This window comes from Devosia ureilytica (assembly GCF_024273195.1).
In the GTDB taxonomy this organism is placed as follows: Bacteria; Pseudomonadota; Alphaproteobacteria; order Rhizobiales; family Devosiaceae; genus Devosia; species Devosia ureilytica.
Genome location: NZ_JAMZCU010000005.1, coordinates 278604 through 296031, shown reverse-complemented (window position 1 = coordinate 296031; position 17428 = coordinate 278604). Strand labels below are relative to the sequence as shown.

Annotated in this window: 15 protein-coding genes; 8 read left to right on the top strand and 7 right to left on the bottom strand. The window is 62.3% G+C overall.

Translation table 11 applies throughout. The features are described 5' to 3' along the window. Nucleotides 1-66 precede the first annotated feature (66 nt). Together NIM87_RS14685 and NIM87_RS14680 are read left to right on the top strand one after the other, a co-directional pair. A complete protein-coding gene (locus tag NIM87_RS14685; protein ID WP_254675439.1) occupies nt 67-759 on the top strand; it encodes a GntR family transcriptional regulator in 693 nt (230 codons plus the stop codon). 104 nt (nt 760-863) lie between these two features. Next, nucleotides 864-1838: an aldo/keto reductase gene (locus NIM87_RS14680; RefSeq protein ID WP_254675438.1), complete on the top strand. Its 975-nt coding sequence runs from the start codon at nt 864-866 to the stop codon at nt 1836-1838. A gap of 14 nt (nt 1839-1852) precedes the next feature. Here the strand turns inward: NIM87_RS14680 and NIM87_RS14675 are convergent, their stop codons facing one another. Together NIM87_RS14675 and NIM87_RS14670 are read right to left on the bottom strand one after the other, a co-directional pair. Beyond that, nucleotides 1853-2128 (bottom strand): BrnA antitoxin family protein, encoded by a 276-nt coding sequence (locus tag NIM87_RS14675; RefSeq protein WP_254675516.1) that lies wholly within the window; start codon nt 2126-2128, stop codon nt 1853-1855. Between the two features lie 10 nt (nt 2129-2138). Then, nucleotides 2139-2414 (bottom strand): BrnT family toxin, encoded by a 276-nt coding sequence (locus tag NIM87_RS14670; RefSeq protein ID WP_254675437.1) that lies wholly within the window; start codon nt 2412-2414, stop codon nt 2139-2141. Between the two features lie 197 nt (nt 2415-2611). On the opposite strand from NIM87_RS14670, the gene NIM87_RS14665 reads away from it, so the two are divergent. Beyond that, nucleotides 2612-5518, top strand: coding sequence for an insulinase family protein (locus NIM87_RS14665; protein WP_254675436.1), 2907 nt, complete (start codon nt 2612-2614; stop codon nt 5516-5518). A gap of 179 nt (nt 5519-5697) precedes the next feature. On the opposite strand, the gene NIM87_RS14660 is transcribed toward NIM87_RS14665, so the two are convergent. After that, entirely contained in the window at nt 5698-6711 is a 1014-nt protein-coding gene (locus tag NIM87_RS14660) for an alpha/beta hydrolase (protein WP_254675435.1), read from the bottom strand. 184 nt (nt 6712-6895) lie between these two features. Here NIM87_RS14660 and NIM87_RS14655 point away from each other — a divergent pair, with 184 nt between their 5' ends. The 3 genes from NIM87_RS14655 to NIM87_RS18820 are packed head-to-tail and all read left to right on the top strand — an operon-like array spanning nt 6896 to nt 9777. Further along, the gene (locus tag NIM87_RS14655; RefSeq protein ID WP_254675434.1) at nt 6896-7900 is read left to right on the top strand and encodes a ligase-associated DNA damage response exonuclease; all 1005 of its coding nucleotides are present in this window, start codon (nt 6896-6898) and stop codon (nt 7898-7900) included. Then, nucleotides 7897-9462: a cisplatin damage response ATP-dependent DNA ligase gene (locus NIM87_RS14650; protein ID WP_254675433.1), complete on the top strand. Its 1566-nt coding sequence runs from the start codon at nt 7897-7899 to the stop codon at nt 9460-9462. Before NIM87_RS14655 ends, NIM87_RS14650 begins: the two co-directional genes overlap by 4 nt. Before the next feature lie 3 nt (nt 9463-9465). Beyond that, entirely contained in the window at nt 9466-9777 is a 312-nt protein-coding gene (locus tag NIM87_RS18820) for a UvrB/UvrC motif-containing protein (RefSeq protein WP_408640082.1), read from the top strand. Here NIM87_RS18820 and NIM87_RS14640 read toward each other — a convergent pair. Genes NIM87_RS14640 through NIM87_RS14625 form a run of 4 tightly spaced genes read right to left on the bottom strand, consistent with a single transcriptional unit; the run spans nt 9774 to nt 12437 of the window. Continuing rightward, complete coding sequence (locus NIM87_RS14640) at nt 9774-10028, bottom strand: Txe/YoeB family addiction module toxin (RefSeq protein ID WP_254675432.1); 255 nt, start codon at nt 10026-10028, stop codon at nt 9774-9776. The two genes, NIM87_RS18820 and NIM87_RS14640, sit on opposite strands and share 4 nt — an antisense overlap. Beyond that, on the bottom strand, nt 10025-10282 hold the full coding sequence (locus NIM87_RS14635) for a type II toxin-antitoxin system Phd/YefM family antitoxin (protein WP_254675431.1): 258 nt from the start codon (nt 10280-10282) through the stop codon (nt 10025-10027). Before NIM87_RS14635 ends, NIM87_RS14640 begins: the two co-directional genes overlap by 4 nt. 50 nt (nt 10283-10332) lie before the next feature. After that, nucleotides 10333-10725, bottom strand: coding sequence for a MerR family transcriptional regulator (locus NIM87_RS14630; RefSeq protein WP_254675430.1), 393 nt, complete (start codon nt 10723-10725; stop codon nt 10333-10335). Then, nucleotides 10722-12437 carry a long-chain-fatty-acid--CoA ligase gene (locus NIM87_RS14625; RefSeq protein ID WP_254675429.1) on the bottom strand — a complete coding sequence of 572 codons (1716 nt, stop codon included), beginning with the start codon at nt 12435-12437 and terminating at the stop codon, nt 10722-10724. Before NIM87_RS14625 ends, NIM87_RS14630 begins: the two co-directional genes overlap by 4 nt. A gap of 392 nt (nt 12438-12829) precedes the next feature. Between NIM87_RS14625 and NIM87_RS14620 the strand changes: the two genes are divergently transcribed. Then, nucleotides 12830-15295 carry an acyl-CoA dehydrogenase gene (locus tag NIM87_RS14620; RefSeq protein WP_254675428.1) on the top strand — a complete coding sequence of 822 codons (2466 nt, stop codon included), beginning with the start codon at nt 12830-12832 and terminating at the stop codon, nt 15293-15295. Between the two features lie 159 nt (nt 15296-15454). Then, nucleotides 15455-17416: a 3-hydroxyacyl-CoA dehydrogenase NAD-binding domain-containing protein gene (locus tag NIM87_RS14615; RefSeq protein WP_254675427.1), complete on the top strand. Its 1962-nt coding sequence runs from the start codon at nt 15455-15457 to the stop codon at nt 17414-17416. The last annotated feature ends 12 nt before the right edge of the window (nt 17417-17428 follow it).

Sequence of the window (17428 nt, the reverse complement as noted above, 5' to 3'; positions counted from 1 at the left end):
GAGAATTCTGTGGAAGAGCGCAAACGAAGCGACCAGTCAAACCCCTATCCGTCCCATGGTTCGGGGATGGAATCAGCCCAAGTGCGAGGCAAGGTGGGCGACACATTAGAGGGGACCATTGCTTTTCGGGTTGTCGTTGCCTTGCGCGACGACATTGTCAGCATGGCGCTCAAGCCGGGCGACGTGATTTCGGAAAGCGATATTGCCGGACGCTATGGCGTGTCGCGGCAGCCGGTGCGCGAGGCTTTTATCCGGCTGGCGCAGCAGGGCCTGCTGCTGATCCGGCCCAAGCGCGCCACGGTGGTCAAGAAAATCTCGCCCGACGGGGTGCGCCAGAGCCGGTTCATCCGCGAAAGCATCGAGGTGGAAATCATCCGCCGCGTGGCGTCGCGTCCCGGCACCGAGGCGGCCGAAGTGCTGGCCAAGCTTATCCTTGACCAGGAAGCGGCCTCGGCGGCGAATGACAGCCGGCGTTTCCACAAGCTCGATGAGTTATTCCACCGCACGCTGGCGCGGCTGGCGGGGGTGGAATACGCCTGGCAGCTGATTGATGATCACAAGATGCAGCTCGACCGGGTGCGCTATCTGACGCTGGGTGTGTCCTCGAGCCAGCGCGCCATTGCCGAGCACAAGCAGATCGCAGAGGCGGTGGCGCGGGCTGATGTGGCAGGCGCCGAGGCGGCGATGCGGGCGCATCTGGGGCGGGCGGAAGTGCTGCTCAACCAGACCATCGAGGATTTTCCCGACTATTTTGAATGAGCCGGCCGTTTGGCTGGAGGGAACCGGGGCGCTGTGGCGCCCTTGTTCTTGCGTGGCCGCGCAAATAGGTTGCGGCCAATTCAAAGGTTCTCGGAGACATGGGCATGAAAACGCGACGGCTGGGCAAGACGGGGTATGAGGTCAGCGAGATCGGCCTTGGGTGCTGGCAGCTGGGCGGCGATTTCGGGCCGGTGGGCGAGGAAACCGCCAATGCCATTCTCGGACACGCGCTGACCGCCGGGATCACCTTCTGGGACACTGCGGACGTTTATGGCGGGGGCCTGTCGGAAACACGTATCGGCGCCCATGCCAAGGGCCCCAATGTCAAGGTGGCGACGAAGCTGGGGCGGGGCGGCACGCTGTTCCCGGACAATTATTCCAAGCAGGGTGTGCGCGAGAGCCTTGTTGCCTCGGCCAAGCGGCTGGGGGTGGCAACGCTCGACCTGGCGCAGCTCCACTGCGTACCCGCCGCCGTGCTGCGCGACGGGGCGATCTTTGGATGGATGGATGAGCTGCAGGCCGAGGGGCTGGTGCGCCATTGGGGCGCCAGCGTCGAAACCATCGAGGAAGGCATGCTCTGCCTCGAACAGCCCGGCTGCGCTACCTTGCAGATCATCTTCAATCTCTTCCGCCAGGATGCGGCCGCCGAACTGCTGCCCAGGGCGGCGGCACAGGATGTCGGCGTCATCGTGCGGCTGCCGCTGGCGAGCGGCTTGCTTAGCGGTAAATACGACAAATCCACCCAGTTCGAAGAGAGCGACCATCGCAACTACAATCGTGACGGCGCGGCGTTTTCGGTGGGCGAGACCTTTTCGGGCATCCCGTTCGAGCGGGGCGTCGAACTGGTACAGATGCTCAAGGGCTTTGCGCCCGAAAGCATGCCGATGAGCCAGTTTGCGCTGCGCTGGATCCTTGATCACCCCCAGGTGTCGACGGTGATTGCGGGCGTTTCCAAGCCCGAACAGATCGCTGACAATGTTGCGGCCAGTGAGCGGCGGAGCCTGTTCCCGGCGCTGATGAAGCAGCTGGGAGAATGGTACCAGACGGACGTGAAGCCGGAAATCAGGGGCGGGGTGTAACTGCCCGGCAGGGATCAGCCGGCCTTGCGGTTCGGCTTTTCTTTGGGTGTGAGCAATGAGCCATCAGGGTTCTGATGCGCCTTCATATAGGCCCTTAGCACATCCTGCATGCGGGTTATGTGGCCTTTGCCCTGGCGCTTGAAGAAGAAAAAAACGTCGGCGTCGAGCTTGAGGTGAACGGAGGTTTTGCCTTGTGGATCGACCGCGACCGCATTCTCCCAGAAGCTGTCAGGGAGGTCAGGGCCCTCGGGGGCGTCGGGGTTATGATAAAAATCCCCACGGTCCTTCATTTCGCGAAGCTCAGCCAGGGTATAGCGCTTGATGTTTTCTTCGGTCATTACGACCACCTTTCCAAGCAGATATAAGGCGGATGATTTCACCCCTTCGTGTGTGCGCAACGACAAAGCACTCGTTATCGACAAAGCCAATTGCGAGAAATCTTTCCTCGCCATAGTCCCGTCGGTGGTCGGGTTCCAAAATGACCGGACCTTCGAATATGAAAGCCGCAAGTCTGAAATCGACCTTGTGCTTGTCTATATTCGACCAGCGTTTAGCTTCGTCCCACTCGTAGTCCACGTCGGCGCTCCCTGAGCAGCTGCAACCGCATGGAGCGTTCCACGCAGATGGTTGACGTCACCAATTGTAGTTCGTCAGCACGTCATGCGCCGTTCGGTTAATGTACACTTTTGTTGTACACTTCGCAACGGCCACTAGCGGCAGGTATTTTCGACACCTAGGTTAGGGCCTCAAAAGCCAAGAAGAAGAGTTGTGCCATGTCCCATCCTGCGTTCGAGCTTGTTCGTGACGACGCCATTGCCGAGATCAATTCACAGGCCAAGCTTTATCGGCACAGGAAGACCGGCGCGGAGGTGCTCAGCCTCGTCAATTCCGACGAGAACAAGGTGTTTGGCATTACCTTCAAGACGCCGCCGGAGGATTCCACCGGCATTGCGCATATCCTGGAGCATTCGGTGCTGTGCGGGAGCCGGAAATATCCGGTGAAAAAGCCGTTCGTGGAGTTGCTCAAGGGCTCCATGCACACCTTTCTCAACGCCATGACCTACCCGGACAAGACCGCCTATCCGGTGGCCAGTCAGAACCTCAAGGACTTCTACAACCTGGTCGATGTCTATCTCGATGCGGTGTTGTTTCCGCTGATCACCGAGGAGACCTTCGAGCAGGAAGGCTGGCATTATGAGCTGGAGAGCCTGGACGCGCCGCTGGTCTACAAGGGCGTGGTGTTCAACGAGATGAAGGGCGTTTATTCATCGCCCGACGCGGTGATGCATACCCAGAGCCAGCTGGCGCTTTATCCCGACACGACCTATGGCAAAAGCTCGGGCGGTGACCCCAAGGTCATCCCGGAGCTGACCTATGAGCAGTTCAAGCGCTTCCATCAGACCTATTATCACCCGTCCAATGCGCGGGTGGTGTTTTCGGGCGATGACGCGCCCGAGAAGCGCCTTGAAATTCTCGATGCATTTTTCGACCAGTTCGAGCGCATCGATCCCAATGCCGAGGTGAAGCTGCAGCCGCGCTGGAACGCGCCGCGCACCGTCAGCGGCACCTATGCCGGCAGTATCGACCCCGAAAAGCGCCGCGATGGCATGGTGTCGGTCAACTGGATGCTCGACCCGCCCGAGACGCGGGAAGAGACGCTGAGCTTTGGCCTTTTGAGCTATCTGCTGGCCGGCAATTCGGCGGCGCCGCTGCGCAAGAAGCTCAATGAAAGCGGGCTGGGCGAGGGCATGATCGGTGGCGGTATCGGCACCCATCTGCGCCAGCCCATGGCCAGCTTCGGGCTCAAGGGCATTGATCCGGCGGACGCCGACAAGGTCGAGGCGCTGGTGCTCGAAACGCTGAAGGAAATTGCCGAGACCGGCTTTTCCGAGGAGCAGCGGGAAGCCGCGCTCAACACGTTCGAGTTCAATCTGCGCGAGCAGAATACCGGGTCGATGCCGCGCGGCATGAGCTACATGTTTACGGCGCTGGGCGGCTGGCTGCATGGCGGCGATCCGCTGGCGCCGTTGGCGTTCGAGGATGCGCTGGCGGGGCTCAAGGCCAAGGCGGGTTCGGGCCATTTCGAGCGCGAAATTGCCCGGCTGTTCCTCGACAATCCGCATCGTGTTACCTCGAAAATTGAAGCCGACCCCCATCAGGGTGCGCGCGAGGCGAAGGCGGAGGCTGACCGGCTGGCGTCGGTGCGGGCGGGGCTGGATGAAGCCGCGCTTGAAGACGTCATGGAGCGCACCGCGCGGCTCAAGGAGCTGCAGGAGGCGGTCGACCGGCCCGAGGACCTGGCCAAAATCCCGACGCTGACGCTGGCCGATCTCGACCGCGATATCCGCACGGTGCCGACCCAAGAGACCTCGATCCAGGGCGTGCGGACGCTTTATCACGACCTGCCGACCCTGGGGATTTTGTATCTCGACCTGGGCTTTGATATGCGCGTGCTCGACAAGGCGCTGCTGCCCTATCTGCCGCTGTTCGGCCGGGCGCTGTTGCAGACCGGGACCAGCAAAGAGGATTTTGTTTCCCTCACCCAGCGCATCGGCCGGACCACGGGCGGCATTGCCCAGCATCGCGGGTTGGCGACGCGGCAGGACGGGCCGGGCACCGCGGCCTGGTTCTTCCTGTCGGGCAAGTCGGTGCCTGACAAATTCGGCGACATGCTCGGCATCATGGGCGATGTGCTGCTCGATGCACAATTGTCCAACAAGCAGCGCCTCCGGCAGATGGCGCTGGAGGAAAAGGCGGGTTTTGAAGCGCGGCTGGTGCCCTCGGGCAATGCCTTTGCCGATATGCGCATTAAGGCGGGGCTGACCGAAGCGGGCTGGATTGCCGAGCAGATGGGCGGGGTGAGCTATCTCGAATTCCTCAAGGGCCTGGTCAAGCGCATCGACAGCGACTGGGATAGTGTCGAGGCGGCGCTGACGAGCATCCGCGACACACTGTTCAACCGCGGCCGGATGGTCATCAACCTGACGGCCGATGGCGCGCTCTGGCCCGAGGCGCAGCGCGAACTGGCCGGTTTTGTCGGTGGCCTGCCGGGGGCGCAGCGGCCTGACGCCGACTGGAGCCATGTGTTTGTGCCCAGAAACGAGGGTCTGGTGATCCCTGCGCAGGTCAATTACGTGGGCAAGGGCGCCAATTTGAAGGCGCTGGGGATCGAACTCAGCGCTGCCTCATCGGTGGCGCTGCGGCTGCTCAACACCACCTATCTCTGGGACAAGGTGCGGGTGCAGGGCGGGGCCTATGGCGGGTCGAGCCGGTTTGACCTCAGCTCAGGCAATTTCGCTTTCCTCAGCTATCGCGACCCGAACCTCTTGAAGACGCTCGACGCCTATGATGGCGCGGCCAGGGCACTGCGCGCCGAAATTGGCGAGACGGACCTGGTGCGCTCGGTGATCGGGGTGGTGGGGGATCTGGATCGCCCAGAATTCCCCGATGCCAAGGGCTATTCGGCCATGTGGCGCATTCTCAATGGCACCAGCGACGCCCTGCGCCAGCAACGGCGCGACGAAGTCCTCAACACCAGCCGGGCCGACTTCCTGGCGCTGGCCGATGCCATCGACGTGGTGGCCGAAAAGGGCCATGTGGTGGTGCTGGGCGGCGAGGCCGCGATCAACCTCGCCAATGAGATGCGGCCGGGACTGCTCGAAGTCAGCAAAGTGGTTTGAGGCCGGGCGGATAGCGCTGGTTCCTGCGCTTCCCTCCCCATGATGGGGAGGGACCGAGGATGGAGTGGGGCCAGGCACACTTGATTTGCGCACGTCGCCCCGCTTCACCCAGCGTCGCTCGGACCTTTGGGCCATGCTGCGCTGTCCGCCCCTCGTGGGGAGGATGAACAAGAGTTCCGCTACTTGCTCAATGCTTCGGCCAGGAACGGCAGGCTGATGTCCATGCGGTAGTCGACGCTGGAATGGTTGTCGGGGAATTCCTCATAGCGGTGGGCGATGCCTTTGGCTTCAAGCGTGCGGTGGATGCGGCGGGTGCCATAGAGGATGTTGTACTGGTCCTCGGTGCCGCAATCGAGGAAGAAGCCCTTGAGCTTGCCGATGGCATCGGCGTGGGTTTCGACCATGCGGGCGGGGTCCCATTTCAGCCAGTTCTGCCAGCGATCCTCGATCAATTCGCAGGTGTCGAGGGTGACCGGGAGCCTGAGGCCCAGAAAGGTCTCGGCGCTGGGATCGGGGTCAAAACTGGCGGCTTGGGCGAGGATCATGAGGACGAGGGTGTCCTTGCCATCGATCTTGTTCTTTGCCTCGAAACCGGTCAGCCATTTTTCGATGGAATTGTCCGACTTGGCGAGCGCGCGCAGCGTCGCGGGAAATTCGGGCAGGTAGAGGTTTTCAAAGCCGGCATCGCCCGAATGGCTGGCGGCGGCGGCCCAGACGTCGGGGTGGCGCATGGCGTGGACGAGGCTGCCGAAGCCGCCCGATGACTTGCCGAAAACCCCGCGCCGCCCAGTGCCGCCGCAGGCAAAGCGGGTTTCGAGGGCGGGCAGCATTTCGGCGATGAGAAAATCCTCGTAGTTCCCGATGATGGGCGAATTCACATATTGATTGCCGCCGAGGCGGGAGTAGCAATCGGGGAAGGCCACGACCACGGGGGCCATGGTGCCGTCGCCGATCAGCCGGTCGAGGCGCTCGGGCAGGTTTTCGGTAAAGCTCTTCCAATTGGTATGGGCCGGGCCGCCGGCCGTGTAGCCGACAAGGTCGACCAAGAGGGGCAGGCCGGCGCCATCATGGCCGTGGGGCACGTAGACATCGACGATGCGGGTGGTCGGGTCGCCCAGGCGATTGCCGGCGAGCGCCTTGCTGTCGACGGCGAGGCGATGAATGGTGCCCGGGGCGTTTGTGGTCTTGCGCATGTCTGGCTCCTCTTTTCTCCGGTTTGGAATAGAGCGGCGTCAGGAGCAAGAGGAAAGGCCCAATGCCACCTTCGGCCGATCTCTCCCGAGAGCGCGATGGATCGTGCCAATGGTGACGGCAGGTGTCAGGAGGCTGGAATAGGGTGTTGTGAACCGGACTTCATCCAGCGACGTTGTGCGTATCATGGTTCAGCCAATCCTCAATCGCGATCTTTACTGTCCCGCTATCGATGCCTGGATCGATCCGAGCACGCCCAAGCCGCGCGCGATCATCACCCATGGCCACGCCGACCATGCGCGTTCCGGGCATGGGGCGGTGCTGGCGACGCCCGAGACCATTGCCATCATGAAAGTGCGCTATGGCGAGGATTGCGCCGGGCGGTTCGAGGCATTGCGGTTTGGGGAACGGCTGAGCATGGATCAGGCCGTGGTCAGCCTCCATCCAGCCGGGCATATTCTGGGCTCGGCGCAGGTGAGAATCGAAGCCGCGGGGCAGCGGGCGCTGGTCACCGGCGACTACAAGCGCCTGCCCGACCGGACCGCGGAAGCCTATGAGGCGGTCGATTGCGACCTGCTGGTGACGGAGGCGACCTTCGGGTTGCCGGTGTTCCAGCATCCCAAACCCCAGGACGAAATTGCCCGATTGCTGAAATCAGTCGCCGATCAGCCGGAGCGCAGCCATCTGGTGGGATGCTATGCACTGGGCAAGGCGCAGCGGGTGATTGCGCTGTTGCGCGATGCCGGATGGGACCGGCCGATTTATCTCCATGGCGCGATGATCCGGCTCTGCGAACTCTATGAGGAACTGGGTGTGCCGCTGGGCGAGTTGCTCCCGGCCACGGGCATGCCCAAGGCGGCGATGGCGGGGCAGATCGTCATCGCGCCGCCCTCGGCCATCCGCGACCGTTGGAGCCGGCGCTTTCCCGATCCGGTGGTGTGCCAGGCCTCGGGCTGGATGAGCGTCAAGCAGCGGGCACGGCAGGCGCTGGTCGAACTGCCACTGGTGATTTCGGACCATTGTGATTGGGGCGAGCTGAATAGTTCGATCCTTGAAAGCGGCGCGGGCACTGTGTGGGTGACGCATGGGCGCGAGGATGCGCTGGTCTATTGGTGCAAGACCAAGGGGCTGGAGGCCGAACCGCTGGCGCTGCCGGGGCTGGATGACGATGGCGGGGAGGGCGGGGAATGAAGCGCTTTGCCGACCTGCTTGAACTCCTGGCGCTGACACCGTCGCGGACGCGCAAGATTGCGGCGCTGGCGCAATATTTCGCCGAGGTGCCGGACCCCGACCGTGGGCTGGCCCTGGCGGTGCTGACCGGGGAAATGGATATATCCAATGTCAAACCGGCGCTGCTCAAGCAGACGGTCCTGGCGGAGGTGGACGAAACACTTTTTGCGCTGAGCTATGATTATGTGGGCGATCTGGGCGAAACCATTGCGCTCATCTGGCCGCACCATGGTCAAGGAGAGTTGCCACGTCTCAAGGACCTGGTGGCGCTGCTCAACACGACCAGCAAGGCGGAGCTGCCCGGGGTGATCGGCGATTTGTTGACGCAGGCGGCGATCCACGAGCGCTGGGCGCTGATCAAGCTGGCGACGGGCGCGCTGCGCATCGGGGTTTCGGCGCGGCTGGCCAAGACGGCGCTGGCCGAAATGAGCGGGGTGGAATTGCAGGCCGTCGAAGAGGTTTGGCACGGGCTCAAGCCGCCCTATACGGACCTTTTTGCGTGGCTGGAGGGCAGGGCGGGGCGGCCAGAGGTGGACCATACGGCGCGGTTCCATCCACTGATGCTTTCGACCCCCATCGAAGACAGCGATTTCGAAAGGCTCGAGCCCCGCGATTTTGCACTGGAGTGGAAATGGGACGGCATCCGCGTGCAATTGGTGCTGGGACGGAATGGCGCCTCGCTGTTTTCGCGTACCGGCGACGACATTGCCCAGAGTTTTCCCGATGTGGTCGAGGCGGCGATGGGCCGGGCGGTGCTCGATGGCGAGTTGCTGGTGGGGCATGATTTCGAGGCGCGCAGCTTTAATGACCTGCAGCAGCGACTGAACCGCAAGGTCGCCTCAGCCAAGCAGATGGCGGAGCTGCCCGGCTTCGTGCGGGTCTATGACATGCTGTTTGACGGCGACGAGGACATTCGCGCGCTTGGCTGGGCGGCCCGGCGGGCGCGGCTGGAGGCGTGGTTTGCGAAGAACCCGCAAACGCGGATGGACCTTTCCGAGGTGCTGGGCTTTGCATCCTGGGACGACGTGGCCCGGTTGCGGCGGCAAGGCGCGGACGAGCATGGCCATGAAGGGGTGATGATCAAATTGAGGACAGCCCCCTATGTGCCCGGACGGCCCAAGGGGTTCTGGTTCAAGTGGAAGCGCGACCCCAATGTGGTGGATGCGGTTCTGATGTATGCCCAGCGCGGGCATGGCAAGCGCAGCTCGTTTTATTCGGACTACACATTCGGGGTGTGGAAGGGCAATGAGATCGTGCCTATCGGCAAGGCCTATTTCGGGTTTACCGATGAGGAGCTGAAGCAACTTGACCGCTGGATCCGGGCCAATACCCTGGGCAGTTTCGGGCCAGTGCGCGAGGTGAAGAAGGAACTGGTGTTCGAGGTCGCGTTCGACAGCGCGCAAGCGAGCACGCGGCACAAGTCGGGCGTAGCGCTCAGGTTTCCGCGCATCAACCGGATACGCTGGGACAAGCCGGCGCATGAGGCGGCGCGGCTAGAGGATATGGACGCGTTTGTGGGGTAGGTGATGTCGTCACGCAGCAATCATGCCCGGCTGGCCGCGCTGGAAAAGCAGATGGACGCAGCGGCGGCGGCGTTCGATTTCGAGAAAGCTGCCGCCTTGCGGGACGAGATCGCCCGGCTTAAAGGCGAGGACGCCGGCGCAACCATGATCCTGGATGATGACGGCAATCCGGCCGAGGTGTCGGTCGGCCAAGCGCCGCCGGGACAGATCGGGCTGGGCTCCAATGCGCCGGTGCGCACGCCGCCCAAAGGTTGGGTGAAGCCGAAAAAGCCGAGCCTGATGACGAAGAATCACAAGGGGCGCGGGGCGCGCTAATAGTGATGCCGACATTGTGCGATCTCAAGACGTTCGCCCACCACACGATACACCAATCGGTGTTCGTCCGTTATGCGCCGAGACCACCAGCCAGCGAATTCATGTTTCAAGGCTTCAGGTTTACCGCTTCCCTCGCGGGGCGTGCGCTGACATTCCTTAATCAGCGCATTCACCTTCCTGAGTATTTGTTTATCGGTCGCCTGCCAGTGGAGATAATCCTCCCAGCCCTTCGTCATGAAGGCGACGATCATTCCTCAATCAGCTCACGGACGGTCCCGCCACCTGTGTTTGCCTGATTGATCGCCGCTCGCAATCTGGCGGCATTGGCCGGACTGCTCAGCAGATATGCCGTTTCGTCCCAGTCCCCCGCCTGCTCGAGCGGGATTACCAAGACGGGCTTCTTTCCGCCAGTTCTCGTGACAATCAATGGTTCGCCACTATCGGTGACATGCTCGACGTCGGCAGCGATGTTCTTGCGGAAATCGGAAATGGACTTGGCGCGCATGGAAGGCCTCCTTGAGAATTTATGTACGCATTTTCGTACATAAATTCAAGTCACCCCGCCTTTTGCAAGCGCTCCTCGGCCAGGGATTTGATTTCGCGCAGTTCGTTTATGGTAGTTTCGAGGTCGTCGCGCTGGCGTTCAAGCAAGGCCAGGCGCTCGTCGACCTTGCCGGCCAGCAGGTTGACCTGCTGGGCGCGGTCGGCGTCGTAGAGGCTGAGATAATCGGAAATGTCGCGTAGGGTGAAGCCGAGGCGCTTGCCGCGCAGGATCAGGATCAGCCTTGCGCGGTCGCGCTTGCGGAAAATGCGGGTTGCTCCCACCCGTTCGGGCGCGAGCAGGCCCTTGGATTCGTAAAAGCGGATGGCACGGGTCGATATGCCGAATTCGCTGGCGAGCTCGGCAATCGAGAACAGGTCCCGGCTATCGGTGTCTTTTTCGCTCACGGTTTGGCGGCTTTCATCTGGGCATATTCCTCGCGTAGTTCTTTCTTGGAAAGCTTGCCGATCAACGTCTTGGGCAGGGCGTCCTTGAAGATGATCTGCTTGGGCATTTCGATCTTGTTGAGCTTTTCGGCCAGGAACGCCTTGAGATCGCTTTCGCTGATCGACTGGCCCGCCTTGAGCTTGACGAAAGCCACAGGCGCCTCGCCGCGATATTCGTCTGCCACGCCGATGACATTGACCTCTTCCACGGCCTCATGGGTCATGGCGGCTTCCTCGATGGTGCGCGGATAGACATTGAAGCCCGAGCAGATGATCAGGTCTTTGATGCGGTCGACAAGGAATACATAGCCGTCCTCGTCCATATGGCCGACATCGCCGGTGCGCAGCCAGCCATCCATGAAGGCGTCCTTGCTGGCTTCGGGATTGCCGTAATAGCCGACCATGACCTGCGGGCCCTTGACCTGCAGTTCGCCATTTTCGCCAATGCCAACAACCTTGCCGCTGTCCACGTCGACGAAGCGGATGTCGGTGCCCGGCAAAGGCATGCCGATGGACATGGGCTTGGAGGCAACGCGCAGCGCCGCGCAGCAGACCACGGGCGAGGCTTCGGTGAGGCCATAGCCTTCCGCGAGCAGGGCCTGGGACTTTTTGGAAAAGGCATGGCGCACTTCGTCGGGCAGGGCGGCGCCGCCGGAAATGGCGACTTCTAAGCTCGCCAATTCGGCCTGTCCGGCGGTGTCGGCGCGAGCAATGGCGTTGAGCAGCGTCGGCACGGCGGGGAGCACGTTGGCCTTGGTGCGGGCAAAAATCCCGAGCAAGGCCTTCAATTCAAAGCGCGGCAGCATGATCACCGGCGTGCCGTTGCACAGCGGCACGTTCATGCAGACGGTCATGGCGAAGATGTGGAAGAAGGGCAGAACCGCGATGACCTTGGAAGGCGGGTAGAACAGGCCACAACCCCATTTGTCGATCTGGCTCATATTGGCCGCGATATTGGCGTGGGTCAGCAGCGCGCCCTTGGGAATGCCGGTGGTGCCGCCGGTATATTGCTGGACGGCAATGTCCTTGAGCGGATCGATGACGACCGGGGCAGGGTTGTCGTTGCGGGCGATCAGCGCTTCAAAACCGGCGATGACATTGGCATGGGGCGAATGGCTGACCTTGGCCAGGTCCTTGCGCTTGGCGAGGGAGAACAGCACCTTCTTGACCAGCGGCAGGGCATTGGGGAAATGCGCCACGATCAGCTTCTTGACGTGGCCGGCGGCCAAGAGCGCCTCGGCCTTCTCGAATATCTGCTGGAGGTCGAGCGTGACCATGATGTCGGCGCCTGCATTGGCCGTGATGTGGCCCAGTTCGGCGACGGTGTAGAGGGGGTTGCAATTGACCACGGTGCCGCCGGCACGCAGCACGCCGAAGTAGGCGATCGGGTAGAAGGGTGTATTGGGCAGCATCAGCGCGACGCGGCTGCCCTTGGTGACGCCGAACTGGCTTTGCAGGGCGCCGGCAAAGGCGGTGATCTTTTCGGCCAGTTCGCCGAAGCTGGTGGTGGCGCCCAGGAAATCGAGGGCCATTGCATTGGGGTTCCTGGCGCAGGCGGCCAGGACCTGTTCATGCACGGGCGTGGTGTCGATAGCGTCGTCCCAGGTGATCCCGTCGGGATAGCTGGCGATCCAGGGGCGAAGTCCCTCAATTGAACTTTTCGGCGCGGCCATGGCGTTTCCTCCTCCAAATGCCCCCAAGGGGCAAACGGATTTCCCCCTCTTTGGATGCCGACGGGTCGTTGCAGACCGGCGCTTGAGGCGCCTTGGCGTTCCGGCATCGCTTGGGAAATATCACACGGCTTTACGTTAGCGTCAATTTGTTGCCGATACGATATGGCGGCGTGGCGTTGTGCTCTGGCTTGTCGACGTAAAGGGCGTGTAGTTGACGTATACGTAAACTTGGGTAAACTGACCTCTACACATCCCTGGTTGTCGCGCTATGGTGCGGGCAAGCAAGGGGAAGGTCGGGCTGATTCCAGGTCAGCACCGGCCCGGCATTTGAGAAATGGCGGGCATTGGCCCCAGTCTTGCGGGTCATGACCTGTCCGAGGAGGATGAGGGCGATGACCCTTTTGCTGGTTGCAATCAGTCTTGTTGTATTTGCCACCCTGGCCATGCGGGAGAGCCCGCTGTGGCAGTGGGGTGCGGCATTGGCCGCCATCGGCCTCCTCTCAGGTCTCGACTTTACCCAGGGCGGCGCGATCTACGGCCTGGGTTGGGTCGCCTATGTACTGATTGTGCTGGGCGTGGTGCTGCTGGTGCTGGCGGTCAAGCCGATCCGCATGATGGTGCTGACGCGACCGGTTTATGGTGCGGTCAGATCCATTCTGCCCAAGGTTAGCCGCACTGAGCAGGAAGCGCTTGATGCGGGCACCGTGGGTTGGGATGCCGAGCTGTTTTCGGGTCGTCCTGACTGGGACAAGTTGACCAAGATCCGTCCGCTGACGCTGACGCCGGACGAGCAGGCCTTCCTTGATGGCCCGGCTGAAACCGCGGCGCGCATGATCGATGACTGGGACATTCGCCACAACCGCGCGGACCTGTCGCCCGAACTCTGGCAGTTTCTCAAGGACAAGGGGTTCCTGGGCATGCTGATTGCCAAGGAGCATGGTGGCCTGGGCTTTTCGGCGCAGGCGCAGTCGATGATCGTGTCCAAGATCGCCAGCCGCTCGGTCGCGGCGGGCATTACGGTCATGGTGCCCAATTCGCTCGGGCCGGGCGAATTGCTGGAGAAATACGGCACGCCGGCACAGAAGGAAAAATATCTCCATCGCCTCGCCGATGGCCGCGAAGTGCCCTGCTTTGCGCTGACGGGGGTGCATTCGGGTTCGGATGCCGGCGGCATGCGCGATATCGGCATTGTCACCAAGGGCATGCATGAGGGTAAGGAAGTGCTGGGCGTGCGTCTCAGCTTTGACAAGCGCTACATTACCCTGGCACCCATCGCCACGCTGGTCGGCCTCGCCTTCATTCTCAAGGACCCGGACAACCTATTGGGGCGCGGCGATGATATCGGGATCACGCTGGCGCTGATCCCGCATGATCATCCCGGCCTCGACATTGGCCGCCGCCATTATCCGGCGCGTCAGGCCTTCATGAATGGCCCGGTGCGCGGCAAGGACATGTTCGTGCCCATGGATTTCCTCATTGGCGGCACCGAATATGCCGGGCAGGGCTGGCGCATGCTGATGGAGTGCCTGTCCACCGGCCGGGCGATCTCGCTGCCGGCCATTGGCACCACGTCGATCAAGCAGACGCTGCGCGCCACCTCGGCCTATGCGCGCGTGCGGCGCCAGTTCGGCATCCCCGTGGGCATTATGGAAGGCGTGGCCGAGCCGCTCGGCGAGATGGTCAAGCGCGCCTATATGTATGAGGCGACCCGCCGCCTGACCGCTTCGATGGTGGACGAGGGGCAGCGCCCGGCTGTGATTGCGGGCCTTCTCAAATACACCACCACCGAAGCCATGCGCGACAGCATGGACGACGCCTTCGATATCCAGGGCGGTCGCGCCATTCAGGATGGACCGGCGAATTATCTGTTCGGTGCCTATCAGGCGCTGCCAGTGGCAATCACGGTGGAGGGGGCCAATATCCTCACCCGCACGCTGATGACCTTTGCCCAGGGCGTGCTGCGCGCCCATCCCTATCTGCTCCGAGAAATCCAGGCGGTGCAGAACAAGGACAGACGCGCCGGTCTTGATGCCTTTGACAGCGCCTTTGGCGGTCATACAGGCTTTATGCTGCGCAATATCGTGGCCAGTTTCCTCCATGGCCTTTCCAACGGCGCCTTCGCGTCCTCGCCCAATCAGGGGTCGATGGCGGTCTGGTATCGTCGCCTGCATCGCTACACGCAGGACTTTGCGCTCGTGGCCGACTGGACCACGGTGGTGCTGGGCGGCGCGCTCAAGCGCAAGCAGAAGCTCTCGGGCCGCATGGCCGATATTCTGGGCGATCTTTATCTGATGTCGGCCACGCTCAAGCGCTTTGAGGAGGAAGGCTCGATTGCCGAGGACAAGGAACTGGTCGAAGCCATCATGGCTGACCGCATCGCTTCGCTCGAAGCCACTTTTGCCGAGGTTTTCGCCAATTTCCCCAATCCGGTCTTTGCCTGGGCAATGCGGCTCCTCTGTTTCCCGCTGGGACGCCATGCCAAGCCGGCGTCGGATCGCGTCAATTATCGTTTCGTGCGTTCGGTGCTGCGCCCCGGCGCCTTCCGCGATCGTTTGACCACGGGCGTCTATGTTTCCATGGACCCCAATGACGTCACAGGCGTTCTGGAAGATGCGTTCGTCAAGGTGACGGAGGCCGAGGAGATCGAGGCCCGCTTCGTCAAGGCGGCGCGCAAGGGTGTCATCGAGCGGCGACTGGATCGCGACGCGATTGCCGATGCGGTGGCGGCAGGCGTGTTGAACGAAAACGAGGCCGGCATCATGCGGGCAGCCGACGAGGCGACCAATAATGCCGTCAATGTCGATGATTTCGACAGGGACGTGCTCAAGGAAACGCCGCCACGGGTGGCAGCTGAATAATACTGCAGGCTCAGTCTGCGCCTCCCTCCCCCTTGAGGGGAGGGACTGAGGGTGGGGGTGTCAGCGGTGCGGCACATTCCACATGTCCGAGATTTGGGGGCTCCGGCACCCCCACCCCTAGCCCCTGCCCTCAAGGGGGAGGGGAAGAAAGAGGAAACCATGATCGCCCCACAGGCAACCGAGACCAAACACTGGAGCTTCCACACCGATCTCGAAAAGATCGGCTGGCTGACCATCAATACGCCCGATGCCTCGGTCAATACGTTGAGCCGCGAGGCGATCATGGAGCTCGAAACGCTGGTGTCGCGGTTCGAGGACCTGGCCAGTTCGGGCGAACTGGTCGGGGTGGTGATCCTGTCGGGCAAGTCCAGCGGCTTTATTGCCGGGGCCGATGTCAGCGAATTCGACGCCATGAGCGATTTTTCGGTGCTGCCCGAAGCCTTGCGGCGCACTCATGCGCTGTTTGCGCGCATCGAGGCGCTCAAGGTTCCAGTGGTGGCCGGCATCCATGGCTTCTGCCTCGGCGGCGGGTTGGAACTGGCGCTGGCCTGCCACTATCGCATTGCCGTCAATGACGAGAAAACCCGCATCGGCTTTCCCGAAGTGAACTTGGGGATATTCCCCGGCTTTGGCGGCACGGGGCGGGCGATCCGCCAGGCGGGGCCGGTCGATGCCATGCAGATCATGCTTACCGGCAAGATGCTGCGAGCGGGCGCGGCGCGGGGTCTCAACCTTGTCGACAAGCTGGTGCGCCATCGCGACATGCTGCGCTGGGAAGCACGCAAGGCGGTGCTGACCAAAAAGACATCGAGCGAGGCGCCGGCGATCAAGAAGGCTGCGGCCCTGCCCCTGGTGCGCGAGGCCTTGGCCAACCAGATGCGCAAGCAGGTCGGCAAGAAGGCCCGCAAGGACCATTATCCCGCGCCCTATGCCCTGATTGATCTGTTCGAGCAGCATGGCAATGACTGGCGGGCGATGATCCGGGGCGAGGTGGATCGCTTCGTGCCGCTGATGGGGTCATCCACGGCCACCAATCTGCGCCGGGTGTTTTTCCTTTCGGAGGGTCTCAAGAAGCAGGGCATCAAGGGCGCGAAATTTTCGCGCGTGCATGTCATCGGCGCTGGCGTCATGGGGGGCGATATTGCTGCCTGGTGCGCCTATCGCGGCATGAGCGTGACGCTGCAGGATCTCGATATGGAGCGCATCAAGCCGGCGCTCGACCGGGCCAAGACGCTTTTCCAGAAGCGCTACAAAAAGAAGCGCGAGGTCGAGGCCGCGATGAGCCGGCTGGTGGCCGACCCGCAGGGCACCGGCGTGTCGCGCGCCGATGTGATCATCGAGGCGGTGGTGGAAAAGCTCGAGGTCAAGCAGGCGATCTTCTCCGGGATCGAAGGCAAGATGAAGCCGGGTGCCATCATGGCCACCAATACCTCCTCCATCGAGCTCGAACGCATTGCCGAAGCATTGAAAGATCCGGCGCGGCTGATCGGGCTGCACTTCTTCAATCCGGTGGCGCAGTTGCCGCTGGTTGAGGTGATCCGCTCGCGCTTCAACACCGATGAAGAAATCGGCAAGGGCGCGAGCTTTGCCCTGGCCATCGGCAAGTCGCCGGTGGTGGTCAAGTCGGCGCCGGGCTTCCTCGTCAACCGCGTGCTGATGCCCTACATGCTGGGCGCGGTGGAGCGGGTGGAAAAGGGCGAAAGCAAGGAATTGCTCGACGCCGCCGCCGTGGCGTTCGGCATGCCGATGGGGCCGATTGAATTGATGGACACCGTGGGGCTCGATGTCGGCAAGTCGGTGGCAACCGAGCTGGGGCATTCGGTGCCCGGCGAGAGCCGCTTTGCGCGGCTGATCTCGGAAGGCAAGCTCGGGCGCAAGACCGGCGAGGGCTTCTACAAGTGGGAAAAGGGCAAGGCGATCAAGGCCGAGACGCCACCCCATGCCGATCTCGCCGGCCTCGGCCGGGAACTGGTCAAGCCCCTGGTCGACATGACGGAAGTGGTGGTGGGTGAAGGTGTCGTCGCTTCGTCCGAACTGGCCGATATCGGCGTGATCATGGGCACCGGGTTCGCGCCGTTCCTGGGTGGACCAATGAAGGCCCGTGCCGATGGACGGGCATGATGGAGGATCACG